This window comes from Acidovorax sp. FG60 (assembly GCF_057808995.1).
The window spans coordinates 91,828-117,267 of sequence record NZ_JBMDJC010000016.1 but is presented as its reverse complement, the minus strand read 5'-3'; the positions used below and the strand labels follow the sequence as shown (position 1 = coordinate 117,267).

General features: G+C 63.6%; 23 protein-coding genes and 1 tRNA gene. 18 read left to right on the top strand and 6 right to left on the bottom strand.

All coding sequences use genetic code 11. The annotated features are described in order from the left end of the window. Positions 1-241: 241 nt before the first annotated feature. Positions 242-326, bottom strand: a tRNA-Leu gene (locus ACODS0_RS20905). Positions 327-345: 19 nt separating this feature from the next. Between ACODS0_RS20905 and rnr the strand changes: the two genes are divergently transcribed. Beyond that, a complete protein-coding gene (gene rnr, locus ACODS0_RS20900) occupies positions 346-2,673 on the top strand; it encodes a ribonuclease R (protein WP_055394778.1) in 2,328 nt (775 codons plus the stop codon). Between the two features lie 93 nt (positions 2,674-2,766). Here rnr and ACODS0_RS20895 read toward each other — a convergent pair whose 3' ends face one another. Next, positions 2,767-3,759, bottom strand: a complete 993-nt coding sequence (locus ACODS0_RS20895) for an alpha/beta fold hydrolase (protein ID WP_218300323.1) — start codon at positions 3,757-3,759, stop codon at positions 2,767-2,769. A 130-nt stretch (positions 3,760-3,889) separates the two neighbouring features. On the opposite strand from ACODS0_RS20895, the gene ACODS0_RS20890 reads away from it, so the two are divergent. Next, on the top strand, positions 3,890-4,630 hold the full coding sequence (locus tag ACODS0_RS20890; RefSeq protein ID WP_488836916.1) for a helix-turn-helix transcriptional regulator: 741 nt from the start codon (positions 3,890-3,892) through the stop codon (positions 4,628-4,630). 3 nt (positions 4,631-4,633) lie between these two features. Here ACODS0_RS20890 and ACODS0_RS20885 read toward each other — a convergent pair whose 3' ends face one another. From ACODS0_RS20885 to ACODS0_RS20875, 3 genes are all read right to left on the bottom strand, one after another. After that, positions 4,634-6,175: an NAD(P)H-hydrate dehydratase gene (locus ACODS0_RS20885; protein WP_488836914.1), complete on the bottom strand. Its 1,542-nt coding sequence runs from the start codon at positions 6,173-6,175 to the stop codon at positions 4,634-4,636. 86 nt (positions 6,176-6,261) lie between these two features. Then, positions 6,262-7,494: an FAD-dependent oxidoreductase gene (locus ACODS0_RS20880; RefSeq protein WP_488836912.1), complete on the bottom strand. Its 1,233-nt coding sequence runs from the start codon at positions 7,492-7,494 to the stop codon at positions 6,262-6,264. Positions 7,495-7,546: 52 nt separating this feature from the next. Then, positions 7,547-8,902 carry an amidase gene (locus ACODS0_RS20875; protein ID WP_488836910.1) on the bottom strand — a complete coding sequence of 452 codons (1,356 nt, stop codon included), beginning with the start codon at positions 8,900-8,902 and terminating at the stop codon, positions 7,547-7,549. Positions 8,903-9,089: 187 nt separating this feature from the next. Here ACODS0_RS20875 and rpsB point away from each other — a divergent pair, with 187 nt between their 5' ends. The 16 genes from rpsB to ACODS0_RS20795 all read left to right on the top strand — a co-directional run bounded on the left by rpsB (position 9,090) and on the right by ACODS0_RS20795 (position 24,429). After that, entirely contained in the window at positions 9,090-9,842 is a 753-nt protein-coding gene (gene rpsB / locus ACODS0_RS20870) for a 30S ribosomal protein S2 (RefSeq protein WP_055398248.1), read from the top strand. Between the two features lie 106 nt (positions 9,843-9,948). Further along, a complete protein-coding gene (gene tsf / locus ACODS0_RS20865) occupies positions 9,949-10,875 on the top strand; it encodes a translation elongation factor Ts (protein ID WP_436131247.1) in 927 nt (308 codons plus the stop codon). Positions 10,876-10,931: 56 nt separating this feature from the next. Next, positions 10,932-11,654 (top strand): UMP kinase, encoded by a 723-nt coding sequence (pyrH, locus tag ACODS0_RS20860; RefSeq protein ID WP_010457839.1) that lies wholly within the window; start codon positions 10,932-10,934, stop codon positions 11,652-11,654. Between the two features lie 51 nt (positions 11,655-11,705). After that, positions 11,706-12,266 (top strand): ribosome recycling factor, encoded by a 561-nt coding sequence (gene frr, locus ACODS0_RS20855; RefSeq protein ID WP_055398246.1) that lies wholly within the window; start codon positions 11,706-11,708, stop codon positions 12,264-12,266. 289 nt (positions 12,267-12,555) lie between these two features. Continuing rightward, positions 12,556-13,287, top strand: coding sequence for a polyprenyl diphosphate synthase (gene uppS / locus ACODS0_RS20850; protein ID WP_488836906.1), 732 nt, complete (start codon positions 12,556-12,558; stop codon positions 13,285-13,287). Positions 13,288-13,314: 27 nt separating this feature from the next. Then, on the top strand, positions 13,315-14,169 hold the full coding sequence (locus tag ACODS0_RS20845) for a phosphatidate cytidylyltransferase (protein WP_488836904.1): 855 nt from the start codon (positions 13,315-13,317) through the stop codon (positions 14,167-14,169). Beyond that, positions 14,166-15,347: a 1-deoxy-D-xylulose-5-phosphate reductoisomerase gene (ispC, locus tag ACODS0_RS20840; RefSeq protein WP_488836902.1), complete on the top strand. Its 1,182-nt coding sequence runs from the start codon at positions 14,166-14,168 to the stop codon at positions 15,345-15,347. The genes ACODS0_RS20845 and ispC overlap by 4 nt, the downstream gene beginning before the upstream one ends. Before the next feature lie 26 nt (positions 15,348-15,373). Further along, on the top strand, positions 15,374-16,738 hold the full coding sequence (gene rseP, locus ACODS0_RS20835; RefSeq protein ID WP_488836900.1) for an RIP metalloprotease RseP: 1,365 nt from the start codon (positions 15,374-15,376) through the stop codon (positions 16,736-16,738). A 45-nt stretch (positions 16,739-16,783) separates the two neighbouring features. After that, positions 16,784-19,081 (top strand): outer membrane protein assembly factor BamA, encoded by a 2,298-nt coding sequence (gene bamA / locus ACODS0_RS20830; protein WP_121420548.1) that lies wholly within the window; start codon positions 16,784-16,786, stop codon positions 19,079-19,081. After that, positions 19,081-19,602, top strand: coding sequence for an OmpH/Skp family outer membrane protein (locus ACODS0_RS20825; RefSeq protein WP_121505967.1), 522 nt, complete (start codon positions 19,081-19,083; stop codon positions 19,600-19,602). The genes bamA and ACODS0_RS20825 overlap by 1 nt, the downstream gene beginning before the upstream one ends. Before the next feature lie 24 nt (positions 19,603-19,626). Continuing rightward, a complete protein-coding gene (gene lpxD / locus ACODS0_RS20820; protein WP_488836898.1) occupies positions 19,627-20,610 on the top strand; it encodes a UDP-3-O-(3-hydroxymyristoyl)glucosamine N-acyltransferase in 984 nt (327 codons plus the stop codon). Between the two features lie 16 nt (positions 20,611-20,626). Further along, positions 20,627-21,067, top strand: coding sequence for a 3-hydroxyacyl-ACP dehydratase FabZ (gene fabZ, locus ACODS0_RS20815; RefSeq protein WP_010457855.1), 441 nt, complete (start codon positions 20,627-20,629; stop codon positions 21,065-21,067). Positions 21,068-21,088: 21 nt separating this feature from the next. Beyond that, on the top strand, positions 21,089-21,877 hold the full coding sequence (lpxA, locus tag ACODS0_RS20810; RefSeq protein ID WP_218300313.1) for an acyl-ACP--UDP-N-acetylglucosamine O-acyltransferase: 789 nt from the start codon (positions 21,089-21,091) through the stop codon (positions 21,875-21,877). A gap of 10 nt (positions 21,878-21,887) precedes the next feature. Then, positions 21,888-23,051, top strand: coding sequence for a lipid-A-disaccharide synthase (gene lpxB, locus ACODS0_RS20805; RefSeq protein ID WP_488836895.1), 1,164 nt, complete (start codon positions 21,888-21,890; stop codon positions 23,049-23,051). Continuing rightward, a complete protein-coding gene (gene rnhB, locus ACODS0_RS20800; protein WP_055398236.1) occupies positions 23,017-23,643 on the top strand; it encodes a ribonuclease HII in 627 nt (208 codons plus the stop codon). Before lpxB ends, rnhB begins: the two co-directional genes overlap by 35 nt. A 12-nt stretch (positions 23,644-23,655) precedes the next feature. Next, entirely contained in the window at positions 23,656-24,429 is a 774-nt protein-coding gene (locus ACODS0_RS20795; RefSeq protein ID WP_488836892.1) for a TrmH family RNA methyltransferase, read from the top strand. A 60-nt stretch (positions 24,430-24,489) separates the two neighbouring features. Here ACODS0_RS20795 and ACODS0_RS20790 read toward each other — a convergent pair whose 3' ends face one another. After that, a complete protein-coding gene (locus tag ACODS0_RS20790; protein WP_488836891.1) occupies positions 24,490-25,305 on the bottom strand; it encodes a hypothetical protein in 816 nt (271 codons plus the stop codon). Between the last annotated feature and the right edge of the window lie 135 nt (positions 25,306-25,440).

Here is a 25,440-nt window from a genome sequence, read left to right as displayed (position 1 = left end):
GATGTTACTCGCTAGTACCTGAAACTAGTGCGTCTACCAATTCCGCCACCTGGGCTTTCAGATCAGCCTCGAATTATAGGATAAGAAACTCGGGCTTCTGAAGAGTTTTCAAAAAAATGTGCCGTCGGTTCAAAATTCTTTGGCCGCAACAGGGAGGGCAAAACGTATCGCCAAATAAAAAAGCCGCTGTGTGTACAGCGGCTTCGATATTTTGAAAACCATCGCTGGTTCTCGTTAAACTTGGTGCCCAGGAGAGGACTCGAACCTCCACGATGTTACTCGCTAGTACCTGAAACTAGTGCGTCTACCAATTCCGCCACCTGGGCATTTCAGGAAAGTCTAAGATTGTATATCAAAAAAACCACCCCCGGCACGCAGTCCACGCATTTGTCGGACGAGATTGAAGGCAGCGTGCAAGGGCACCGTGATGGACACGGTTTTGTCATCCGTGACGATGGCGAAGGCGACATCTATATCCCCCCGAACGAAATGCGCGCAGTCTTGCACAAGGACCGTGTGCGCGTGCGCATCGTCCGCCAGGACCGCCGTGGCCGCCCCGAAGGGCGTGTCGTTGAAATCATTGAGCGTCCGCCCCAGCCTATCATCGGCCGACTGCTGCAGGAAAGCGGCGTGTGGCTCGTGGCCCCCGAAGACAAGCGCTACGGTCAGGATGTACTGATCCCCAAAGGCGCCACGGGCGCCGCGAAGCCCGGGCAGGTCGTGGTGGTTGAGCTGACAGAACCTCCAGCCTTGTTCGGCCAGCCTGTGGGGCGTATCACCGAAGTGCTTGGCGAGGTCGATGACCCCGGCATGGAGATCGAAATCGCCGTGCGCAAGTACGGTGTGCCACACGAGTTCTCTGCCGAGTGCCTCGCACAGGCCAAAGAGCTCCCCGACAAGGTGCGCGCGCAGGACAAGAAGCGTCGCGTGGACCTGACCGACGTGCCCCTGGTCACCATCGACGGCGAAGATGCGCGCGACTTCGACGATGCCGTGTACTGCGAGCCCGCCAAGGTTGGCCGCAGCAAGGGCTGGCGTCTGCTGGTGGCGATTGCCGACGTGAGCCACTATGTGGAAACGGGCAGCGCCATCGACATCGATGCCTACGACCGTGCCACCAGCGTGTACTTTCCGCGCCGCGTGATCCCCATGCTGCCCGAGAAGCTCAGCAACGGGCTCTGCTCGCTCAACCCCGAGGTGGAGCGCCTGTGCATGGTCTGCGACATGCTGGTCACCGCCAAGGGCGAGGTGCATGCGTACCAGTTCTACCCGGCCGTGATGTTCAGCCACGCGCGCTTCACGTACACCGAGGTCGCAGCCATCCTGGCCAATACGCGCGGCCCGGAAGCCAGCAAGCGCAAGGACCGCGTCAAGGACCTGCTCAACCTGCATGACGTGTACCGTGCGCTGCTCATCGCGCGCCAGGCGCGCGGCGCTGTGGACTTCGAGACCACCGAAACACAGATCGTCTGCGACGAAAACGGCCGCATTGAAAAGATCGTGCCGCGCACCCGCAACGATGCACACAAACTCATCGAAGAGGCCATGCTGGCCGCCAACGTGTGCAGCGCTGACTTCATCGCCCAGGGCGGACAGCCCGGCCTGTTCCGTGTGCACGAAGGCCCCACGCCCGAGAAGCAGGAGATCCTGCGCAACTACCTCAAGGCCATGGCTGTGGGCATGACGATTGGCGACGACCCGAAACCCGGTGACTTCCAGGCCATCGCCACGGCAACCAAGGACCGGCCCGACGCTCAGCAGATCCACACCATGCTGCTGCGCTCCATGCAGCAGGCCATCTACACGCCCGTCAACAGTGGTCACTTTGGCCTGGCGTTCGATGCCTACACGCATTTCACCAGCCCGATCCGGCGCTACCCCGACCTGCTGGTGCACCGGGTCATCAAGGCCATTCTGAGCAAGACGAAGTACGCGCTGCCGTCCTTGCCTACACCCGGCGAAGCCCATGCCAAGCTGGCCAAGCGGTTGGCGGCCCGCGTGGCGGCGCCCGGCACCAAGCCCCGCAAGGATGTAGCACCGCCAAGCCGCGACACCCAGGCCTGGGAGGCCGCAGGCCTGCACTGCAGTGCCAACGAACGCCGTGCAGACGAGGCCAGCCGCGATGTGGAAGCCTGGCTCAAGTGCAAGTACATGCGCGAACACCTGGGCGAGGAATACAGCGGCGTGGTCAGCGCAGCAACGAGCTTCGGCATCTTCGTGACGCTGGACGCGATGTACGTCGAGGGGCTGGTGCACATCACCGAATTGGGCGGCGAATACTTCAAGTTCGACGAGGCGCGCCAGGAGCTGCGTGGTGAGCGCACAGGCATCCGCTACGCCATCGGCGCGCGGGTCCGGGTGCAGGTCAGCCGTGTGGACTTGGACGGACGCAAGATCGACTTCCGCCTGGTGCGCGAGGGCGAAGAGTTGCTGGGCCGCGCGTTGAAAGACAAGGGCCTGGGCACAGAAGGCGCTGGTGGCGCCCGCAAGGCGGGTGGCCGGTCCGGTGGACGCAAGTCCGACAAGGGCCCAACCCCATCTGCCACGGAGCAAGCGGGCCTTTCGCGTGAGCGGGCCGCGCGTTCACCGATCCAGTCTCTGAAAGCATCTGTCAAGAAGGCGGTTGCGGGAAAATCCAGCAAGAGCAAGGCGCGCAAGCCCCGCCGGGGCTGACACAAGCGGGGACGGCGTACAAAATCACGCTCAAGCTATTGCTCACTAATTAATAGCTGCTAACGCCTTATGGATAAGCGCTAGCAGCTATTTTTATTGGATTTTCGGGGTGGTCTCGCGCGGGGTCGTGGCCACAACGCCCAAGAAGCGGGCGTACCGCTGCGCCGTCTCTTTGGGCGCCTCCATCATGGGCAGGTGGCCAATGCCGGGCAGTGCTTCGGCATGGGCGTGGGGCAACAGCTTCTGCAAAGTCTGCAGTCCAGAGTGGTCGAACACGCGGTCGCTCTCGCCCCACAGGGCGAGGATGGGGTGGTGCTGCAACGTGCTCAGTCGTTGCTCCAGCAGGTAGCGGTCTTTGAGCTGCGCGTCCCACAGGCGCGTGTTGGAGGTGGCGTTGCGCAGCGCTTCTTGTTCAGACGCATGCAGGATGGGGTAGGGCAAAAAGGGGCGCTTTTCAAACACCAGATCCATCATGGCACCGAAGGCTGCGGCATCGTGGGTTACCAGCGGGCGTTGTCCGGTGTCGATGAGGCGGTCCATGGTGCTGGGCTGGGGCGAGCGAATGCCGTGGGGTGCGCCGATGAACGCCACGCTGGCCACGCGCTCGGGATGCTGCAAAGCAAAGAGAGCGGCGATGGTGCCGCCCATTGAGTTGCCCGCCAGATGCACTTTCGCAAGGCCGAGCGCGTCCAGAAACGCGGCCAGCCGCGTGACGTGGGCGGCGTAGTCGTAGGGCTGGTCGTCCCGCCGCGTGCTCTCGCCAAAGCCCGGGATATCTGGGGCAATCACCCGGTACTGGCCGGTGAGCGGTCGCGCAAAATCCACCCAATGATCTTTCTCCGCAAAAATGCCGTGCAGCAGAACGATGGGCGTGCCACTGCCGTGGCCCGGCGCGGGGTTTGGGGGCGTGCCGTTGTCCAGGTAGTGGATGGTGTGCATGGCCGCATCGGCGGTTTTTTCTTCCAGGCCGGACAGATGGCGATTGGCGCTGAGCAGCGGCTCTTTGAACAGCGAAGGTGCCCCGTAGTAGAGGCCGACCGTGCCCAGTACCAGAGCCGTTGCGACAGAAATAACGATGCGTTTCAAGAAGCGTTCTCCAGGGGTATGGCTGCGTGCATGCCAGGGACTGCTGCTTCAAGTGTCAACACCTGCTCGGCCCCTGGCGGGAGAGGCAAGGCTACGGAGAACGCGGTAAAAAAACTTGTAGGTTTGGGCTATGCCAGCACGCAACACACTGACCCTGGGCACTGACCGGGCGCTCTACGTCGGAGAGATCCCGGCCACGGGCTGGCACTGCCATGCGTCGCCGGTGCTTCTGATGGGGCTCTCGGGTCGGTTCGCGGTGCACTGGGGGGCAGGGCGTGTGGAGACCTGCCACAGCGCGCTGGTGGACGCAGGCGTGGAGCACCTGTTCGACCCTTGCGGCGAGACGGTTGCCCTGGTGTACCTGGAGCCCGATTCGCGCGAAGCACGGGGGTTGCGCGGTCTGTTCCAGCAAGAGGGTGGTGTGGTGCTGGATGTCGCAGTTTCCGTGGGGACGCGCAGTGCCATGGAGGGCTATCTAAATCACTTCGACCTGCCCGCCTTGCTGCGTTGCCCGCTCGATAACGAGGTGGCGCCGCTGGACCCACGCGTGGCGCGCAGCCTGCATGTGCTGCGCCATCCGCAGGCGGGGCGGGTGGCACGGGGTGACCTGGCCTCGGGCGTCCAGCTTTCGGCATCGCGTTTCAACCACCTGTTTCGCGCCGAGATGGGCGTGAGCTTGCGCAGCTACCGCGTCTGGTCCCAGGTGCGGCTGGCGATGGCGGGGCTGGCGCTCAGCCCGCGCCTGACCGACGCGGCGCTACATGGCGAGTTTTCTGATTCGGCCCACTTCAGCCGCATGTTCCGGCAGACCTTTGGCATGACACCGTCGAGCGTGCTCAAGCCGCTCAAGACGGTGACCTTGCTGGCTTGAGGCTCAGCTTCCGCCCACGCGCCGCGCCAGCACACTGGCCGTCAGCGCCTGGCGCGCTGGCCAATCATCAGCCGCCTGGCCATGCTGGTACACCGCTTCACTCGCAGCGCGCAAGGCGCTCGCGCCAGCGGCCAGGTGGGCGCCCACCATGCCTGCCAGCACATCGCCCGTACCCGCCGTGGCCAGGCGCGCATTGCCCGTGGGGTTGATGGCCGGGACGCGGTCGGGTGCGGCAACCACGGTGCCCGAGCCCTTGAGCACCGCCACGCAGTTGAACTGGTCTGCCAGCTGCTGCGCGGCCCCAAGCCGGTTGGCTTGGACTTCGGCGGTGGTCAGGCCCAGCAGGCGCGCAGCCTCCAGCGGGTGCGGCGTGAGCACCGTGGGTTGCCCGTGCTGGCCGCGCGCCACCACCAGCGCGTGCAAAGCGGCCTGGGTGGCGATGGTGTTGAGCGCATCGGCGTCCAGAACCAGCCGGGCTGCGCGGGTGATGACCTCGGGCAGAACGCGTGCGATGGCCTGCCCGCCGCCACAGCCGCAGACCACGGTGAGCTGTTCCAGTGCCAGTGCGTCAAAGCGGCGGAACATCAACTCGGGCTGCTGTGGGTCGAGTTGCTGCTGGCCGTTGTCTAGCAGGGCCACCAGCACCCGGCCCGCGCCGCTGTGCAGAGCGGCCGAAGCGGCCAGCAGTGCGGCGCCCGCCATGCCCATGCCCCGCGCTGCCAGTCCTTCGCCGCCCACCACGGCCACGTCGCCATAGCTGCCCTTGTGGCTGGCATGGGCGCGGGGGGCGGGCAGGGCGGGGCCGGAAAGCCAGGCGTTGGGCGGCTCGTGCCCGGGTTCTACGCCCAGATCATCCAGCCAGACCTGGCCTGCTGCGTCCCGCCCGGCGGCGGTGAACAGGCCGGGCTTGAGAGTGAGCAGACTCAGTGTGTGGCGTGGCGGGGGCGCTTGCTGGTGCAGGTGGTAGTGCTGGTGGGTTGGGGTGTCGGGCGCAAGGCCTGCAGCAAACTGGCCGGTGTCTGCGTCCAGCCCGCTGGGCAGGTCCACGGCCAGCACGGGGGCCGGGCTGCGGTGCAGGGCTTGCAGACAGGCCTGGAGCCTTGTGTCGGGCGGGCGTGCGGGGCTGTGGGGTGAAGAAGAGACGCCAATGCCCAGCAGCGCATCAACGCACAGGTCGTTGGCCCCCAGATCGCCGGGTGCGGTGTCTGCCCAGACCACGCCCGCATCCCGCGCCCGCTGCCACGAGGCCCTGGCATCGGCCGGGGCCGTATCGGGCTGGCCCAGCCAGGTCACGATCACTCTGCGGCCACTGCGCTGCAGGTGCATGGCAGCCTCCAACCCGTCACCCCCGTTGTTCCCGGGCCCGCAGGCAATCCACACGGTGCGTGCGTGGGGGGCCAGCGCCTGGGCCAATTGCGCCACGGCGAGGCCGGCGCGTTGCATGAGGGTGTGCGGGGGCAGGGAGACCGCCGCCGCTTTTTCCAGGCGGCGGGTGGCGGCTGTGTTGAACAGGGGATAAGGCTGGTGGGCGGTGATGCGGTGCATGGGCTGCAGGGGGCAAGGGCTGCTGCCAGTGGCAGCGCGCCTGCCATTGTGCGCCGACACCCCGTGGGGGCAAAGCGCAGGAAGGTTCAGAATCGACGCATGCCCAGCCCGTCCAGCGACACCTCGGGCTCGCGCTGCGCGATCAAGTCGGCCAGCGCCCGGGCGCTGCCGCAGGCCAGAGCCCAGCCACTTGCGCCGTGGCCGGTGTTGATCCACAAGCCCGGCACGCCGCTGGCGCCCACCACCGGTGCTCCGTCGGGCAGCATGGTGCGGGCGCCGCGCCAGATCTGCAGGTTGGATGACAGCTGCGCGCCGCCGGGGAACCAGTCGTTCAGCGTGCGGTACAGGCGCTGCAGTGTGGGGGTGTGGTGCTCGGCATCGGCCCCGGCCAGTTCAGCGCCACCGGCAATGCGCACACGCTGGCCCAGGCGGGTGATGGATATCTGCTGACCCGCATCCACCACGCTGGCGCGCGGGGCGTGGGTGGATTCGCGCAGCGGGGCACTGACGGAGTAGCCATACACGGCCGCCATGGGCAGGTCCAGGCCCAGCGCAGGCAGCAGCGTGGCTGATGCCATGCCCGCGCACAGCACCACGGCATCAAAGCGGCGCAGGTCCGCTTCGCCTTGCAGCACCACGCCGGTGGGGCTGCTGCCCAGTCGGTCCACGCGGGTGTTGAACACAAACTGCACGCCACCGCCCTGAATACCTTGGCGCAGCAGCTGGGCAAACAGGCGGCAGTTGCCCGCGCGCGCGTCGGGCAAGTGGATGGCGCCTGCCAGCGGCGCCTCGGGCGACAGGCCGGGCTCTATCTGGCGGGCCACATCGGCGTCGATCTCGCGCAAAGTCACGCCGCTGTCGCGCAGCACCTGCAGTGCGGGCTGCAGGCGCGTGCGGTCTTCCTCAGTGCGCAGCAGCACCAGACGGCCATCGCTGGCTTCGAAATCCAGCTCGTGCTGGCTGGCGATGGATTGCAGGCGCGTCTGGCTGTACTGCGCCAGGCGCTCGACGGCTGTAGCCGGGGCGCTGTGGCTGCGGGCCATGCTGCGCCAGCGGCGCAACCAGGCCCAGTTGGCGAGGGTCAGGCCGCCTGCCATCCGCAGGGTGGCCTGTGCCCCCATCAGTCGCAGCGGCTGGCCAAAGCCCGGCACTGCCCAGGGGCTCAGCAGGTAGGGTGCGAGCAGTCCTGCAGTGGCAAAGCTGGCTTCCTCGGCGGCTGCGCTGCGTTGTTCGAACACCGTGACTTCGTGGCCGTCGCTGGCCAGCTCGTATGCGGTGGTGACGCCGATGATGCCGGCGCCCACGATAGCAATCTTCATGAATATGGGTGTTTTTGGCTTCTAGCGCTTGTTGGTAAAGCGCGAGCAGCTATTATTTTTGTAGTATTTGTTCGATCTGCAGGCTCACGTTGAGCACCGTGTCGTCCCTGAGCGCTCCGTGCCAGACCATCAGCCCGACCGGGAGTTCCCCTGGCACATGGCAAGGCAGCGACAGCGCACAGCCATCCAGCAGATTGACCACGCTGGTGTTGCGCAGCAGCAAGTTGTTGACGCGGAAGAACTCGGCGTCGCGGGCTGCGTCCTGGGCTTTGTCCAGTCCATCGGCCGGTGCGACATCGGCAATGAGCGGTGCCACGATGGGAACGGTGGGGGACAGCAGGGCGTCGTAGGGCTCCATATCGGCGAGCATGCGTGCAATCCATTGCTGGCGCGCCTGCACCAGGTCGATGTATTCCCAGGCCATCAGCGTGGCGCCTTTTTCAATGCGCATGCGCACCCGGGGGTCGTAGCGGTCGCCCGCGCGCTGCAGCAGCTCGCGGTGCCAGGCGTAGGCTTCGGGGGCGGCAAAACCATAGGCGGGCTGCTCCAGCACGGCGGGCAGGTCGATGGTGTCGATCTGGGCGCCCGCCTGGCGCAAGGCTTCCACGCTGCGCTCAAAGGCGCGCGCCACGGTGGCATCCAGCCCGTCGAGGAAGAGGGTGGACGGCACCGCCAGCCGGTACTGCGACAGCGGCGCCAGGCTGCGCGTCACGCGCCGGGCGGCCAGCACCTCGTGCGCCACGATGGCGTCGCGCACTGTGCGCGTCATGGCGCAGGCAGTGTCCAGGGTGGTGGACAGCGGCACGGCGCCAGCGGTAGGCACCAGCCGGGCGGTGTTCTTGAAGCCCACGATGCCGTTGAGCGCCGCAGGAATGCGGATGGAGCCGCCGGTGTCCGATCCCAGTCCAATGAACGCGGCGCCAGTGGCGACCGACACCCCAGCGCCGGACGAAGACCCGCCGGGCACCCGGGGGGCGCCGGGCACGGCGCCAAAACGGGCGTCCCAGGCAGCAGGCGTGCCGTAGTGGGGGTTGACGCCTACGCCCGAGAAAGCGAACTCCACCATGTTGGTGCGGCCAATCAGGCTGGCACCCGCTGCGCGCAGCCGGGCTACGGCCGGGCAGTCTTGAGCTGCTGCGGGAGCCCCCGCCAGCGCGGTGGAGCCTGCCGGGGTGGGTTGGCCAGCCACGTCAAACAGGTCCTTCACCGACACCGACAGCCCGGCCAGAGGCAACTGGGCCACGCCCGGCTGCACCGCTGTGGTGCGAGCCTCGTCGAACAGGGTTCGCACAAAGCTGTGGGTGTTGGAGGTGGCCTGGGCAGCGTCGATGCAGCGTTCCAGCTCGGCGGGCGCGGAAGTGGCGCCGTCCCGCAGTTGCTCACGGGTGGCGATCAGGTCAGGGAGCATGGGTGTGCTAGAATCTTTGGGTTTTGCTGGGAGCAGTAGCGCAGTGGTGCAAGGTTTGCACAACCAGCGTGGCCGCTGCGGCAAGACCAATCGCAAAGCAGCCCTGTCAAGGTGTTGCGGTGTTCGTGAAGATCACGGCACTGCAAATATTGGGGCTGATTTTAGACCTAACCTTTGGAGTATTTTTATGTCCGTTACCATGCGCGAAATGCTGGAAGCCGGTGTCCACTTCGGTCACCAAACCCGCTTCTGGAACCCCAAGATGGCCCCCTACATCTTCGGCCATCGCAACAAGATTCACATCATCAACCTGGAAAAGTCGCTGCCACTGTTCCAGGAAGCCCAAAAGTTCGCCAAGCAACTGGCTGCCAACCGCGGCACGATCCTGATGGTTGGCACGAAGCGCCAAGCCCGTGAAATCCTGGCCACCGAAGCGCAACGCGCTGGCGTGCCTTTCGTGGACCAGCGCTGGCTGGGCGGCATGCTGACGAACTTCAAGACCGTGAAGACCTCGATCAAGCGCCTCAAGGACATGAAGGCCCAGCAAGAAGCTGGCCTCGACAGCCTGAGCAAGAAGGAGCAACTGACGTTCTCCCGCGAAATCGAGAAGCTCGAAAAGGATATCGGCGGCATTCAGGACATGGCTGCTCTGCCCGATGCCATCTTCATCATCGACGTGGGCTTCCACAAGATCGCCGTGGCCGAAGCCAAGAAGCTGGGCATCCCGCTGATCGGTGTGGTTGATACCAACCATTCGCCCGAAGGCATCGACTACGTGATCCCTGGTAACGACGACTCGGCCAAGGCCGTGACGCTGTACGCCCGTGGCATCGCTGACGCGATCATCGAAGGCCGTGCCAACGCCGTGAATGAAGTCGTGAAGGCTGCTACTGCAGAGAGCACCGACGAATTCGTGGAAGTGCAAGAAGCCGCTGCCTGATAGCCCGGCTGCGCGATCCGTCGCGAACAAAAGCGGGGCCCCTGGTGAGCCCCCTTTTTTTTAGCCCGAATCTGAACTGACTGAACTGAATACTGAAGGAATAAAGATGGCTGCAATTACCGCAAGCATGGTGGCTGAACTGCGTGGCAAGACCGATGCCCCCATGATGGAATGCAAGAAGGCGCTGACCGAAGCCGACGGCGACATGGCCAAGGCGGAAGAGCTGCTGCGCGTCAAGCTGGGCACCAAGGCTGGCAAGGCTGCATCGCGTATCACGGCTGAAGGCGTGGTCGCCAGCTACATCGACGGCAACACCGGTGCCCTGGTGGAAGTCAACAGCGAAACCGACTTCGTCTCCAAGAACGACAGCTTCATCGCCATGGCCAACGCCGCTGCCAAGCTGGTGGCTGAGCACAACCCTGCCACCGTCGAAGCCTTGGGCGCGCTGCCCTATAGCCAAGACAGCTTCGGCCCCACGCTGGAAGACGTGCGCAAGGGCCTGATCGGCAAGATCGGCGAGAACATGTCCTTCCGCCGCTTCAAGCGCTTCAGCGGCTCCAACCTGGCAGCCTACTTGCACGGCTCGCGCATCGGTGTGGTCGTCGAGTTCGACGGTGACGCCACCGCCGCCAAGGACGTTGCCATGCACGTGGCCGCCATGAAGCCCGTTGCGCTGACCAGCGCCGACGTGCCTGCCGACCTGATCGCCAAGGAGCGCTCGGTCGCAGAAGGCAAGGCCGACGAAGCCAACAAGGAGCTCGTGGCTGCCGGCAAGCCTGCACAAAGCGCTGAAATCACGGCCAAGCGCATCGACGGCGCTGTGCAGAAGTACCTCAAGGAAGTCTCGCTGGCCGACCAGGTCTTCGTGAAGGCTGCCGACGGCAAGCAAACCGTGGCCCAGATGCTCAAGGCTGCCAACACCAACGTGAAGGGTTTCACGCTGTACGTGGTGGGCGAAGGCATCGAGAAGAAGGTGGACGACTTTGCTGCCGAAGTGGCTGCCCAGGTGGCTGCTGCCAAGGCTGCTGCCTGATCGTTCCCTGTAACCACCCCACCAAAGCCTCGTACCACTTACCGGAGAAATTTCCCATGTCCAACGCTGCACCAGCCCACAAGCGCATTTTGCTCAAGCTGTCTGGTGAGGCGCTGATGGGGGATGACGCCTTCGGTATCAACCGCGCCACCATCGTGCGCATGGTCGAGGAGATCGCCGAAGTGACCCGCCTGGGTGTCCAGGTGGCCGTGGTGATCGGTGGGGGCAACATCTTCCGTGGTGTCGCCGGGGGCTCGGTCGGGATGGACCGTGCCACCGCCGACTACATGGGCATGCTGGCCACCGTGATGAATGCGCTGGCCCTGGCCGATGCCATGGACAAGCAGGGCCTGGTGGCCCGCGTGATGTCCGCCATTGCCATCGAGCAGGTGGTTGAGCCCTATGTGCGCCCCAAGGCGCTGCAGTATCTTGAAGAGGGCAAGGTCGTCGTGTTTGCGGCCGGCACGGGCAATCCTTTCTTCACCACCGACACCGCCGCAGCGTTGCGCGGTGCCGAAATCGGTGCTGAACTGGTGCTCAAGGCCACCAAGGTGGACGGCGTTTATACTGCCGACCCCCAGAAGGACCCCACGGCCACGCGTTATACGAAGCTCAGCTTTGACGAGGCCATGTCCCGCAATCTGGGCATCATGGATGCGACCGCGTTTGCCCTGTGCCGCGACCAGAAGCTGCCCGTGCGGGTGTTCTCCATCATCAAGCACGGCGCCCTGAAGCGCGTGGTGATGGGTGAAGACGAAGGTACGCTGGTTTACGCTTGACGACAATGGCCGAGGCCTGCCCACGATGCAGGCGGGCGCCCAGGAGAAAACATGACGATTGCCGACATCAAGAAAAATGCAGAAACCAAGATGGACCAGTCCATCTCGGCTTTCAAGAACAACCTGCAGAAGATCCGCACCGGCCGTGCCAACCCGGCGTTGCTCGATACCGTCCAGGTCGAGTATTACGGCTCCTTGGTGCCCCTGAGCCAGGTGGCCAACGTGGCGCTGATCGATTCGCGCACCATCAGCGTGCAGCCCTGGGAAAAGGGCATGGGCGCCAAGATCGAGAAGGCCATCCGCGAAAGCGACCTGGGCCTGAACCCTGCCTCCATGGGCGACCTGATCCGCGTACCCATGCCGCCCATGAGCGAAGAGCGCCGCAAGGAAATGACCAAGCTCGCCCGCAACGAGGGCGAGAGCGCCAAGATTGCCGTGCGCAACCTGCGCCGCGATGCCAACGAGTCCGTCAAGAAGCTCGTCAAGGACAAGCTGGCCTCCGAGGACGACCAGAAGCGCGCCGAAACCGACGTGCAGAAGTTCACCGATAAGCATATCGCCGAGATCGATGCGCTGGTGGCCGCCAAAGAGCAGGAAATCATGGCGGTCTAGAGCGTGTTATGCGCTTTTACGTACCCGCGTTGGCCCCACACGCAGGTGATCGCAAGGCGCAGTGCGCAGGCAAGGCCCCGGCCTTGGCAAGCGCTGCAGCGCCGCGAGTGCCTGCGTGTGGGGCCAACCCTTTGGGAAAGTCGGGGAAAGGCCCGGCTACGTCGTTGCAAGCCGCTTGAGGTATTCATACCGCGGCGCGTCCTGCGCCTAGTTGCCGGGCCTTTCCCCGACTTTCGCGGGCACTTAAAAGTGCATCACACGCTCTAGGCCCCAGGGCTTGAACATTCACATGGCTGACTCTTCGTTGGTGCCACACCACATTGCCATCGTCATGGATGGCAACGGCCGCTGGGCCACGCGCCGTTTTTTGCCGCGCCTGGCGGGCCACAAGCAAGGCGTGGATTCACTGCGCCGCTGTGCACGCGCCTGCGTGCAGCGCGGTGTGGCTGTACTCACGGTGTTTGCGTTCTCCTCCGAAAACTGGAACCGCCCCGCCGACGAGGTCTCTGGCCTCATGGAACTGTTGGCGATGGCGCTGGCGCGCGAAGTGCCGCAACTCAAGAAGGATGGCGTGCGCCTGTATTTCGTGGGTGAGCGTGCGGGTCTTTCGCAGAAGGTCCGCGATGGCCTGGCGCAGGCAGAAGCCGCTACGGCTGAAAATACCCGCCTGGTGCTCAACGTGTGTTTCAACTACGGTGGCCGCTGGGACATTGCCCAGGCAGCAGCGTCGCTGGCGGCACGGGGTGAGCCTATCACCGAGGTCAGCCTGCAGGGTGCGATGGGCATGGCCCATGTGCCCGATCCCGACCTGGTGATTCGCACCGGCGGGGAAATGCGGATCAGCAACTTTTTGCTGTGGCAGGCCGCATACTCCGAGTTTTTCTTCAGCGACCGGTTGTGGCCGGATTTCGATGAGTCGGCGCTGGACGAGGCGATTGCTGCCTTCGGTGGCCGCGAGCGCCGTTTTGGCAAAACCTCCGAACAAATCCTGTCCGCGCATCCCCAGCCGATGCCGGGCTAAGAACCTGAACAGGTTCTGAAAGGCCCCATGCTCAAGCAGCGCGTTATCACAGCCCTTGTCCTGCTGGCCATTTTGCTGCCGGCGCTTTTTTACCCATCCACGGTGCCCTTCACCGTGGTCGTGTTGGTGCTCATGGCGGCGGGTGCCTGGGAGTGGGGGCGTCTGAGCGGTTTTGGCCAGGCCGGCTCTCTCACCGTGGGCGTTGCTTGTGTCGCACTGTGTGCGGGTTCGTGGGCCCTGGGCTGGGTCGATCGTCCGTTGACCGCCCTGTGGGTGGTGGGCGGGGGGCTGTGGGTCTTGGCGGCTGCCTGGCTGCTCAAGGCAGGGGTGCCTGGTTGGCCCCGCATTCCTGGTGGAGTGCGCCTGGTGGCCGGGGTATTGGCGCTGTGGCTCGCTTGGCTCGCCGTAGTGCAGGCGCGCAATGTGGGTATCAATTTTCTGCTGTCGGTGCTGCTCCTGGTGTGGGTCGCAGACATCTTTGCTTATTTCGCTGGCCGTGCTTTTGGCCTGCGCTTCACAAAAGGCAAGCTGGCCCCTTCGATCAGTCCTGGCAAAAGTTGGGAGGGCGTGTGGGGCGGTTTGGCGGGCGTGGTGGTCATGGCCTTCGTCTGGGTAGCGTCCGATGCGCACTGGCAGGCGGCTGTGCCCAGTTTTTACAGCCGAATGGCGCTACAAGGCTGGTGGATGCTGGTGCTTGCCGCGCTGTTCATGGTGGCCATGAGTGTGTCGGGAGATCTCGTGGAGTCCCTCATCAAGCGCAGCGCCGGTGTTAAGGACAGCAGCGGCCTGTTGCCCGGACACGGTGGTGTGCTCGACCGCGTGGATGCTCTGCTGCCCACGCTCCCCCTGGCCATGATGCTCACGAGCCTGACGACTCCATGAAGAAACAACAAATCACCGTCCTCGGTTCCACCGGCTCCATTGGCACCAGCACGCTGGATGTGGTGGCCCGTCATCCCGATCGCTTCGAAGTTTTTGCGCTCAGCGCTGCCACCCAGGTCGATCTTCTACTGGCGCAGTGTGCACAGTTCCGTCCTCGCTTCGCGGTGATGGCGAGCGCGCCCCATGCGGCGCTTCTGGCTGAAAAATTGGTGGCCAATAGCCTTCCAACGCAGGTCCTTCGAGCGCAAGATGCTCTTGAATTGATAGCGTCACACGAAGAGGTGGATGCGGTGATGGCGGCCATTGTGGGCGCTGCGGGTCTCGCACCGTGTCTGGCGGCTGCGCGCGCGGGCAAGAGGTTGCTGCTGGCCAACAAGGAAGCGCTGGTGGTTGGTGGTGGGTTGTTCATGCAGACGGTGCGCGAGGGGCGAGCGACGCTGTTGCCCATCGATAGTGAACACTCCGCCATCTTTCAGTGCCTGCCAGAAGATCCTGCCACTTGGGCGCAACGGGTGGACAGCATTTTGCTCACGGCTTCCGGGGGGCCGTTTCGGCAACGAGACCCGTCCACGCTGGCTGAGATCACACCTGCCCAGGCCTGCGCGCATCCCAATTTCTCGATGGGGCGCAAGATTTCGGTGGATTCGGCCACGATGATGAACAAGGCGCTCGAAGTGATCGAGGCCCGCTGGCTGTTCGATCTGCACCCGGACCAGATCAAGGTGGTGATCCATCCGCAGCAGATCATCCATTCCATGGTGCAGTTCAAGGATGCATCGATCCTGGCTCAATTGGGAACGCCCGACATGCGCGTGCCCATTGCCTGCGGCCTGGCCTGGCCGGAGCGCATTGCGAGTGGTGCGAGCAAACTGGACTTTTCGACCCTGTCCGCGCTGGCGTTTGAAGATGCTGATGCCCACCGCTTCCCGGGTTTGCACCTGTCCTGGCAAGCGCTGAAAGCCGCCGAGGGGACGACGGCCGTATTGAATGCTGCCAATGAGGTGGCTGTGGGAGCGTTCTTGTCGGGGCGGCTTCGTTTTGACCATATTCATGCCGTGAATCTTGCAACTTTGGAGGCGGTTTCCCCCTCCAAGCCCAATTCGCTCGAAGCGTTGCTGGACCTGGATAGCCAAGCACGCAATGCCGCTGAGCAAGCTGCAGACCGCCTGGCGGCCTGAGTTTCCACCGCAACACGGACCCGCACATGCTCCTCACCATCGTTGCCTTCATCGTGGCCCTCGGCCTTCTGATTGCCGTACACGAATACGGCCACTACCGGGTGGCCGTGGCGTGCGGAGTGAAGGTGCTGCGCTTCTCGGTGGGCTTTGGCAACCCGCTGCTGCGCTGGCAACCCAAGGGCTCGCCCACTGAGTTTGTCCTGGGGGCGTTTCCGCTGGGTGGATACGTGCGCATGCTGGACGAGCGGGAAGCGCCAGTGCCCCCCGAAGAGCGGCATCTGGCCTTCAACACCCAACCTCTGCGGTCTCGCGCTGCCATCGTGGCCGCAGGCCCTGTTGCGAATCTGCTGCTGGCCGTGCTGCTGTATTCCATCGTCAACTGGAACGGGGTGGAGGAGCCCAAGGCGGTCCTGGCCAGCCCGGTGGCTGGTTCCGTGGCGCAGAGCGCGGGCCTGCGTGGCGGTGAACTGGTCGCGCAGGCAGCATTGGGTTCTGACGACCTGGAACCCGTGCGGTCGTTTGAAGATTTGCGCTGGCTGCTTACTCGCGGTGCCCTGGCGGGGGTGAACGTGCGCCTGGATGTGCAGCCACAGTCGGGGGCTGCACACCGGGAAATTTTGCTGGACATGTCGAAGATCGACAGCCGCGAAGCAGACGCCCAGCTGTTTCGCAAAATAGGCATTCTGGGGCCATGGACACGTCCGGTGCTGGGCGAGGTCATGCCTGACGGAGCCGCTGCGCGCGCCGGATTGCGCCTAGGGGATGTGGTGCTCAAGATTGGCGCCATCGATGTGGTGGATGGTCAGCAGCTGCGCGAGTTGATCCGGCAGTCCGTGCGTGGCAGCGAGCCACTGGCCCAGCCTTGGCGCGTGGATCGCGCGGGGCAGGTGCTGACCTTGGATGTTTTGCCGGAGGCCAAGCCGGAACTGGGCGCGACCATAGGCCGCATTGGGGCCTACGTTGGCGCTCCACCTGATTTCGTGACCGTTGAATATGGCGTGTTGGAAGGCGCTTGGGCCGGTGTGGTCAAGACCTGGGATGTGTCGGTATTGACGCTGCGCATGATGGGCCGCATGGTGATTGGTGAGGCATCTCTCAAGAACATCAGCGGGCCCTTGACCATCGCCGACTATGCTGGGCGTTCTGCCAGCCTGGGCCTGACGCAGTACCTCGTTTTCCTCGCCCTGATCAGCGTGAGCCTGGGCGTGCTCAACCTCCTGCCGCTGCCCGTCTTGGACGGAGGGCACCTGATGTATTATCTTTGGGAGGGTGTCACGGGCGGGGGGGTTTCAGACGCGTGGATGGAGCGCCTGCAGCGTGGAGGCGTTGCGGTCTTGCTTCTCATGATGTCCATTGCCCTGTTCAACGATATCACTCGGCTCTTTGGCTAACACTTTTGCCGCGCTTGCCCTGCAACTGCGGCGCCAGCTTCATTCATGAAAAAACACATCAATCGCCTGGGCGTGCGTACCGCATCGGCCGTTGCAGCCATGATTTTTGCCGCCAATGCGGCATGGGCTCTGGAGCCTTTCAAGGTGCAGGACATCCGCGTCGAGGGGCTGCAGCGCGTCGAGCCCGGCACCGTGTTTGCCTCCATGCCACTGCGGGTTGGTGACGACTACAACGACGAGAAGGGCGCAGCTGCCATTCGCGCACTTTTCGGTCTGGGCCTGTTCAAGGACGTGCGCCTGGAGGCGACTGGCAATGTGCTAGTGGTTGTGGTGGAGGAGCGCCCCACTGTGGCCGACGTGGATTTCGCCGGTACCCGCGAGTTTGACAAGGACGCGCTGAAGAAGGCCATGCGCGATGTCGGGCTGACCGAAGGTCGTCCCTATGACAAGGCGCTGACCGACCGTGCCGAGCAGGAACTCAAGCGCCAGTACATCAACAAGAGCCTCTATGGCGCCGAGGTCGTCACGACCGTGACCCCGATCGAGCGCAATCGTGTCAACCTGACTTTCACCGTGGTCGAAGGCGATCCCGCCCGCATCAAGGAAGTACGCATTGTTGGCAACAAGGCCTTCAGCGAATCCACGCTCAAAGGCCTGTTCGATCAGGACACCGGTGGCTGGCTCAGTTGGTACACCAAGTCGGACCGCTATTCACGTGCCAAGCTCAACGCCGATCTGGAAACACTGCGCTCCTACTACCTGCAGCGCGGCTATCTCGAATTCCGTGTCGATTCCACCCAGGTCGCTATTTCGCCCGACAAGCAGGACATTTCCATCACTGTCAATGTGACCGAAGGTGAGCGCTATGTGGTGTCTGGCGTGAAGCTGGAAGGCAACTACCTGGACCGTGAAGATGAGTTCAAGTCTCTGGTCACCATTCGCCCTGGTGAACCCTATAACGCGGACCAGGTCACTGAAACGACCAAGGCGTTTTCCGAGTATTTCTCCCGGTTTGGCTTTGCGTTCGCGCGGGTAGAAGCCGTGCCAGAGATTGACCGCGAAAACAACCGCGTCGCTTTTGTTCTGCAGGCGGAGCCCTCGCGCCGTGCCTATGTGCGCCGCATCAATGTGAGCGGCAACAACCGCACACGCGACGAAGTGATCCGCCGCGAGTTCCGCCAGTACGAAGCCTCCTGGTACGACGGTGAAAAAATCCGCCTGTCGCGTGATCGCGTGGACCGCCTGGGCTTCTTCACCGAGGTCAATGTGGAGACCCAGGAGGTCCCGGGCTCTCCAGACCAGGTGGATCTTGTGATCAACGTGGCAGAAAAACCCACCGGGTCGCTGCAGATGGGGGTGGGTTTTTCCAGCGCCGAAAAGGTGTCGCTGTCGTTTGGTATCAAGCAAGAGAACATTTTTGGCTCTGGCAACTACTTGGGCATTGATGTCAACACCAGCAAGTACCGCCGCACGCTCGTGTTCAGCACCACCAATCCGTACTTCACGCCCGACGGCATTTCTCGCACGCTGGACGTGTACTACCGCACGGACAAGCCATACGAAGACCAGGGCGGTAACTACGAGTTGGTGACCACCGGCACGTCGGTGCGATTCGGTGTTCCGTTCAGTGAAACCGATACCGTGTTCTTTGGCGGTGGGCTGGAGCAGACCAAGATCAAGGCGGGGACGAACATTCCCGCCACCTACCTGGCTTATGCCGACCAGTTTGGCTACAGCAGCACCTCCATTCCTTTGACGATCGGTTGGTCCCGGGACGACCGCGACAGCGCTCTGGCACCGAATTCCGGCCGCTATCAGCGCCTCAATTCAGAATGGTCGGTGGCTGGGGATGCTCGCTATGTGCGGGCCAACTACCAGTACCAGCAGTACGTACCGCTGAACAAACGTTTCACCATCGCCTTCAATGGCGAGGTGGGTATCGGCAAGGGCATGAATGGCCGGCCGTTCCCGGTGTTCAAGAATTTCTATTCGGGCGGGTTGGGCTCGGTGCGTGGCTTTGACCAGGGTACCCTGGGTCCGCGCGACGTGACGGGGGCCTCTTTGGGGGGGCCAAAGAAGGTGACGCTGAACGCGGAGCTGATCGCGCCGTTCCCGGGTGCAGGGAACGACCGGACGCTGCGTGTATTCACCTTCTTTGACGTGGGTAATGTGTACGGAGAAAACGAAAAAGTTACCTTCAGTGACATGCGTTCTTCCGTGGGCCTGGGCTTGAGCTGGATTTCCCCGCTCGGTCCTTTGCGTCTGGCTTTTGCGCAACCGGTGCGCAAGTTCGCCGGCGATAGAATCCAGAAACTGCAATTCCAGATTGGAACGTCTTTCTAATGAAATCCATTTCTCGCCATATCTCTTTGGCTCTGCTGCTTGGCTCCCTGGCCGTGGCTGCCCCTGCGCAAGCTCAAGAGTCGTTCAAAGCCGGTTTTGTCAATACAGACCGCATCTTCCGTGAGGCCAGCACTGCCAAGGCTGCACAGGCCAAGCTGGAGCAGGAGTTCTCCCGTCGCGAGAAAGAACTGGTGGACATGGGCAGTACCCTGAAGACCGCCACAGAGAAATTCGAACGCGAAGCCCCCACGATGGCTGAAAGCCAGCGCACGACCCGCCAGCGCCAGCTGGTGGACCAGGACCGTGAATTCCAGCGCAAGCGCCGCGAGTTCCAGGAAGACCTGAGCGCCCGCAAGAACGAGGAACTGTCCCAGGTGCTCGAACGTGCGAACAAGGTCGTCAAGCAAGTGGCTGAAGCCGAGAAGTACGACGTGATCCTCCAGGAGGCCGTCTACATCAACCCCAAGCATGACATCACCGACAAGGTGATCAAGGCGCTGAATGCCTCTGCTGGCAAGTAAGCCACAGCCCTGGACAGGTGGCGCGTGAGCTTGCTTCTTGGGCACATAGTTGATGCGCTCGGTGGCTCGCTGGAAGGAGGTGCGACACGGGATGTCGTCATCTCCCGCATCGCGCCCCTGGAGGTTGCCGGGCCGGGAGATCTCAGTTTCCTGAGCAACCCCCGCTACCAACAGCAACTGGCCGCCTCCCGGGCGGCCTGTGTCATTGTGGCGCCTGCCATGCGCGATGCCGCCCTGGCACGCGGTGCCTGCATCGTTGCGGACAACCCCTACGTGTATTTCGCGCGTGCCACCCAATTGTGGCGGCAACGCAATGCACCAGCGCAGTGCGCGGGGGTACACGCCAGTGCCGTGGTGGATCCCACGGCACAAGTGCACCCCACTGCGACCATTGGGCCGCTGTGTGTGGTGGAGCGTGGCGCTCAGGTGGGCGCGGGGACCATCCTCAAGTCGCGTGTGACCGTGGGCGAGGATTGCACCATCGGCGCGCGTTGCATCGTGCACGCAGGTGTGGTGATCGGCGCGGATGGTTTTGGCTTTGCGCCCGAGCAAGGGCAGTGGGTCAAGATCGAGCAGCTCGGTGCCGTGCGCATCGGAGACGACGTCGAGATCGGCGCCAACACCTGCATCGACCGGGGCGCGCTTCAGGACACTGTCATCGAAGATGGCGTCAAGCTCGACAACCTGATCCAGATCGGCCACAACGTGCGCATCGGCAAGCACTCGGCCATGGCGGGGTGTGTGGGGGTGGCTGGCAGCGCGACCATTGGCGCGCACTGCACTGTGGGCGGCGGGGCGATTGTGCTGGGCCATCTGGAACTGGCCGACAACGTGCATATCTCGGCAGCTACCGTGGTCACACGCTCGCTCACGCGGCCTGGGCAATACACGGGCATGTTTCCCATCGACGACAATGCGCGTTGGGAAAAAAACGCTGCAACACTCAAACAACTGCACAGCTTGCGGGAGCGCATCAAGGCGCTTGAGCAGGCTCTCAAGGCAGCATGAACGGAAGAACAACTCGATGATGGATATTCACGCAATTCTCAAGCAACTGCCCCACCGCTACCCGTTCCTGCTGGTGGACAAAGTGATCGAGCTTGAGAGCAACACCCGCATCAAGGCCATCAAGAACGTAACGTTCAATGAGCCCTATTTCATGGGGCATTTCCCCGGACGTCCCGTGATGCCGGGTGTGTTGATCCTGGAAGCGCTGGCCCAGGCTGCGGGCTTGCTGGCGTTTGATGCCATGGGCAAGGTGCCCGATGAGAACAATATCTACTACTTTGTGGGCATTGATGGCGCGCGTTTCAAGCGCCCGGTGGAGCCCGGCGACCAGTTGATCCTGAGCATCACCATCGATCGCGTTCGTGGCGGCATCTGGAAGTTCAAGGGCGTGGCCAGCGTGGGCGAAGAGGTGGCCTGCGAGGCCGAACTCATGTGCACCATGCGCAGCGTGGGTTGACCGACCCGGGCCTGTTGGATCGTGAGCAATATTCATCCCACTGCCATTGTTGCGGACGGCGCACGCCTGGACCCTTCGGTCACGGTGGGGCCGTATGCGGTTATTGGTGAGCATGTGTCGATCGGTGCGGGCACGGCGGTCGGCGCACATTGCGTCATTGACGGGCGCACGACGATTGGCGCCGACAACCGCATCTTTCAGTTCAACTCCATTGGCGCCATCCCGCAGGACAAGAAATATGCGGGCGAACCCACCGAACTGGTCATCGGCGACCGCAACACCATCCGCGAGTTCTGCACCCTGAACCTCGGTGTGCCCCAGGCCGGTGGCATCACCACGGTGGGGGACGACAACTGGATCATGGCGTACACCCACATCGCCCATGATTGCCATGTGGGCAACCACACCACGCTGGCCAACAACACCACCCTGGCAGGCCATGTCCACCTGGGCGATTGGGTGACGGTGGGCGGGCTTACCGGCATCCACCAGTTCGTCAAGGTCGGGGCGCATGCCATGGTGGGCTTTGCCAGCGCAGTGTCGCAGGACGTGCCCCCCTTCATGCTGGTCGATGGCAACCCGCTGGCCGTGCGGGGCTATAACGTGGTGGGGCTGCGCCGCCGCGGCTTCTCGCCCGAGCGCATTGCTGCGGTCAAGCAGATGCACAAGCTGATCTACCGCCAGGGCCTCACGCTGGAGGCTGCACGTGCCGCCATTGCTGAGCTGGTGCAGTCCTCACCGCAGGCCAGCGAGGATGCCGCGATGATGGAGCGGTTCCTGGCCGACGCCACGCGCGGCATAGCGCGCTGAGGGCTGGGTGATGGCTGCTTCCCCCCGCGTCGCCATGGTGGCGGGCGAGACATCGGGCGACCTGCTGGCCGGTCTGTTGATCGACGGCATGCAGGCCCATTGGCCAGACCTGAAGACCTGCGGCATTGGTGGCCCGCAAATGCAACGCCGGGGTTTTGATGCCTGGTGGCCCAGCGAGAAGCTGGCCGTGCATGGCTACAGCATGGAAGTGCTGCGCCGTCTGCGCGAGTTGCTGGGCATCCGCAAGCAACTGCGTGAGCGGTTGCTCAAGGACCGCCCGGATGTCTTCATCGGTGTGGATGCCCCTGATTTCAACCTGGGGCTGGAAGCTGACCTGCGAGCTGCGGGCATCAAGACGGTGCATTTCGTGTGCCCCTCCATCTGGGCCTGGCGCGCGGAACGCGTCGAGAAGATTCGACGCAGCGCTGATCACGTGTTGTGCATCTTTCCGTTCGAGCCTGAACTGCTCGCGCGGTATGGCATCGCCGCCACCTACGTGGGGCACCCGCTGGCAGGTGTGATTCCCATGGTGCCGGACCGCGCTGCGGCCCGTGCCCAGCTCGGGCTGCAGGATACGGACGAGGTGCTGGCCATTCTGCCGGGCAGCCGTTCTTCGGAGATCGCCTACATCACTCAACCCTTCTTTGAGGCTGCAGCGCTTGTCAGAAAAGCGCGACCAACTATTAAATTGATAGTGCCTGCCGTGCCAGCGCTGCGCGAACGCATCGTGCAGGCAGCGCAGGCCGCTGGGCTGGGCGGTGTGGTGCAGATCGTTTCCGGGCAATCCCACGCCGTGCTCGCCGCCTGCGACACCACGCTGATCGCCAGTGGCACCGCCACGCTGGAGGCGGCCCTGTTTAAGCGCCCTATGGTCATTGGCTACCACATGCACCCATTGAGCTGGTGGCTTATGCGCCGCAAGCAGTTGCAGCCCTGGGTGGGCTTGCCCAACATCCTGTGTGGCGACTTCGTGGTGCCCGAGCTGATCCAGGATGCCGCGACACCCCAGGCGCTTTGTGCGGCAACACTCCAATGGCTGGATGCCCGCCAGCACCATCCCGCAAAAATCACGGCCCTGGAGCAGCGCTTTACGGCGCTGCACGAGAGCCTGCGCCGCAACACTCCCCAACTGGCTGCCGATGCGATCCAGAAAATCCTCCATCCCGCTGCCTGAACAGGCCTGCCTGCCCTGGCATCCGCCAGGCCTTGTGGCCGGCGTGGATGAAGCGGGCCGTGGCCCGCTGGCGGGGCCTGTGGTGGCTGCTGCAGTCATCCTGGACGATCTGCATCCCATCGCAGGCCTGGCTGACTCCAAGAAGCTCACGCCCGCCCGGCGCGAAAAGCTCTACGACGAAATCCGCGCCAAGGCGCTGTGCTGCAGCATTGCCGAGGCCAGCGTGGAAGAGATCGATCAGCTCAACATCCTGCAGGCCACGATGCTGGCCATGCGGCGGGCCGTGATGGGGCTGCGCCTGAAGCCCGTCATGGTCCTCGTCGATGGCAATCGGCTGCCCACGCTCGACATCCAGGCTGAGGCCATCGTCAAGGGCGATGCGCTGGTGCCGGCCATCTCGGCCGCGTCCATCCTGGCCAAGGTGCACCGTGACCGCTGGTGTGTGCAGGTGCATGAAGAATTTCCCCAGTACGGATTTGCGGGCCACAAAGGCTATGGCACGGCGGTGCATATGGCGGCCCTGCGCGAGCACGGCGCGTGCGTCCACCACCGGCGTTCCTTTGCGCCCGTGGCGCAGAATCTGCGCGGCTGAACCTGCCCAACCATGACATCCTCCTCGATCACCACCATCCATTCGCGGGACAACACGTTCGTGAAAGACCTGCGCCGTCTTGCGCAGGACACCACGGCCTACCGCAAGCAAGGCCGGGTTTGGCTGGAGGGCGATCACCTCTGCCGCGCGGCCCTGGAGCGTGGCCAGCGCGCATCCATTGCAGTGTTTTCAGAGTCTTTTTGGCCGCTGGCGCAGGTAGAGTGGGCGCAAACTGCTATGAAAATCATAGTAATTGCTGACGCACTGTTTGCTGACATCAGTGGGCTGGAGTCACCCGCTCGCATGGGTTTCATCATGAATTTGCCCGCGCCCGCTGCGGTGCATCCGGGTGCGGCGACCGTGGTGCTGGACCGTGTGCAGGACGCTGGGAATGTGGGCTCCATCCTGCGCAGTGCGTCCGCGTTCGGGTTCCGGCAGGTGGTTGCCATCAAGGGCAGCGCCGCGCTGTGGTCCCCCAAGGTGCTGCGGGCGGGCATGGGTGCGCATTTCGCGCTGGACCTGATCGAGGGCGTGGAGCACGGCGAGCTTCAATCGCTGCAGGTGCCCATGCTTGTGACCAGCTCGCACGCCGGAGTCTGGTTGCACCGTGCCGCCTTGCCCTGGCCGTGTGCATGGGTGTTGGGCCACGAAGGGCAGGGCGTTTCCCTTGCGCTGGAAGAGCGTGCCGCTCTGCGCATCCGCATTGCACAACCGGGCGGCGAAGAGTCGCTCAATGTGGCGGCCGCTGCAGCGATCTGCCTGCATGCGAGCGGCGCCGGGCGCTGAAGCCACCGCTTCTTGATCGTTTCCAGCAGATCTCAGGGGGCGGAGCGCCTCACTCTTTTTTTAGAGATTGCGCAGGAACTGGCGCACGAATTCTTCCTGGTTGGGGGCGTCCTTCTCCGTGCTGAACAGCACCTGCTGGTTCTCCACCCGGATTTTCAGCTGCGGCGCGAATTTGCATTGCACCAAGCCCAGGCCGGGTGCCGTGCTTTTGAAGGCGGGGGTGTTGCGGCACATGGACTCCAGCTCTGATGCCACCACGCCACAGAAGCTGCCGATGCTCAGCGACTGGAGTTTTTCGTCGTCAATGGTGGCCCAGTCAACGTTGGTCTTCACTGGCGTACTGCATGCAGCGGTGGCGTCCTGGTCGGCCTTGGCCAGTTCGGCCTGCACGCTGGCCAGGCGCTTGTTGCGGTCAAAGCGGGCCAGCTTGTCCTGCAGGCCCTGCTTTTGTTGGCCTTTGTAGCTGGCCAGCAGGTCCGCCAGCTTGAAGGCCCTGCTCTTTTCTTCACTGAAGGCCAGTGGCACGCCATCGCGCTTGCCTGGCAGGTACACCACATAGTGGTCGCCATTGCGATAGGCCTGGTTCTGCTTTTGCAGCAAACCGTAGCTGCGGCCATCGAGCGTGGTGGCGTATACCTCGCGCGCCGAGCCCCGTTGCTCCAACTGGCTCAGGAAGACGACCTGATCGATGGGGTCGTTGATGCCACTCACTCGCACGAGGGCCTGCTTGCCGTCTGCGGTGGGGGCCAGCACGACTTCAACGCCCTGGGGCGCCACGAAGACCTGGGGGTATTTTGCCAGCTCCAGGGCTTGAGCGGCCATGGTGGCGCACAGGCCCGCCAGGGAAAGGGCAAGGGGTCGGAGAAAAATGCGCATCGGGATCAGCCTTTGGAGTGGGGGCGGTGGGGAAACGGGGCGAAGTCTAGGGCGCCTGTTGTCCTCTGAAATGCCTGGAACACTTGCTTACGTAACAAGGTTATGCAAGACGCGCATTTGTTGGTGAGCGCGCCA

Coding starts and splice junctions, on each gene's coding strand:
- rseP (WP_488836900.1), top strand. CDS start 15,374: ATGCTCCTCACCATCGTTGCCTTCATCGTGGCCCTCGGCCTTCTGATT.
- ACODS0_RS20845 (WP_488836904.1), top strand. CDS start 13,315: ATGCTCAAGCAGCGCGTTATCACAGCCCTTGTCCTGCTGGCCATTTTG.
- ispC (WP_488836902.1), top strand. CDS start 14,166: ATGAAGAAACAACAAATCACCGTCCTCGGTTCCACCGGCTCCATTGGC.
- uppS (WP_488836906.1), top strand. CDS start 12,556: ATGGCTGACTCTTCGTTGGTGCCACACCACATTGCCATCGTCATGGAT.
- bamA (WP_121420548.1), top strand. CDS start 16,784: ATGAAAAAACACATCAATCGCCTGGGCGTGCGTACCGCATCGGCCGTT.
- ACODS0_RS20885 (WP_488836914.1), bottom strand. CDS start 6,175: ATGCACCGCATCACCGCCCACCAGCCTTATCCCCTGTTCAACACAGCC.
- ACODS0_RS20890 (WP_488836916.1), top strand. CDS start 3,890: ATGCCAGCACGCAACACACTGACCCTGGGCACTGACCGGGCGCTCTAC.
- pyrH (WP_010457839.1), top strand. CDS start 10,932: ATGTCCAACGCTGCACCAGCCCACAAGCGCATTTTGCTCAAGCTGTCT.
- ACODS0_RS20880 (WP_488836912.1), bottom strand. CDS start 7,494: ATGAAGATTGCTATCGTGGGCGCCGGCATCATCGGCGTCACCACCGCA.
- tsf (WP_436131247.1), top strand. CDS start 9,949: ATGGCTGCAATTACCGCAAGCATGGTGGCTGAACTGCGTGGCAAGACC.
- ACODS0_RS20825 (WP_121505967.1), top strand. CDS start 19,081: ATGAAATCCATTTCTCGCCATATCTCTTTGGCTCTGCTGCTTGGCTCC.
- lpxB (WP_488836895.1), top strand. CDS start 21,888: ATGGCTGCTTCCCCCCGCGTCGCCATGGTGGCGGGCGAGACATCGGGC.
- frr (WP_055398246.1), top strand. CDS start 11,706: ATGACGATTGCCGACATCAAGAAAAATGCAGAAACCAAGATGGACCAG.
- ACODS0_RS20795 (WP_488836892.1), top strand. CDS start 23,656: ATGACATCCTCCTCGATCACCACCATCCATTCGCGGGACAACACGTTC.
- rnhB (WP_055398236.1), top strand. CDS start 23,017: ATGCGATCCAGAAAATCCTCCATCCCGCTGCCTGAACAGGCCTGCCTG.
- ACODS0_RS20790 (WP_488836891.1), bottom strand. CDS start 25,305: ATGCGCATTTTTCTCCGACCCCTTGCCCTTTCCCTGGCGGGCCTGTGC.
- rpsB (WP_055398248.1), top strand. CDS start 9,090: ATGTCCGTTACCATGCGCGAAATGCTGGAAGCCGGTGTCCACTTCGGT.
- fabZ (WP_010457855.1), top strand. CDS start 20,627: ATGATGGATATTCACGCAATTCTCAAGCAACTGCCCCACCGCTACCCG.
- ACODS0_RS20875 (WP_488836910.1), bottom strand. CDS start 8,902: ATGCTCCCTGACCTGATCGCCACCCGTGAGCAACTGCGGGACGGCGCC.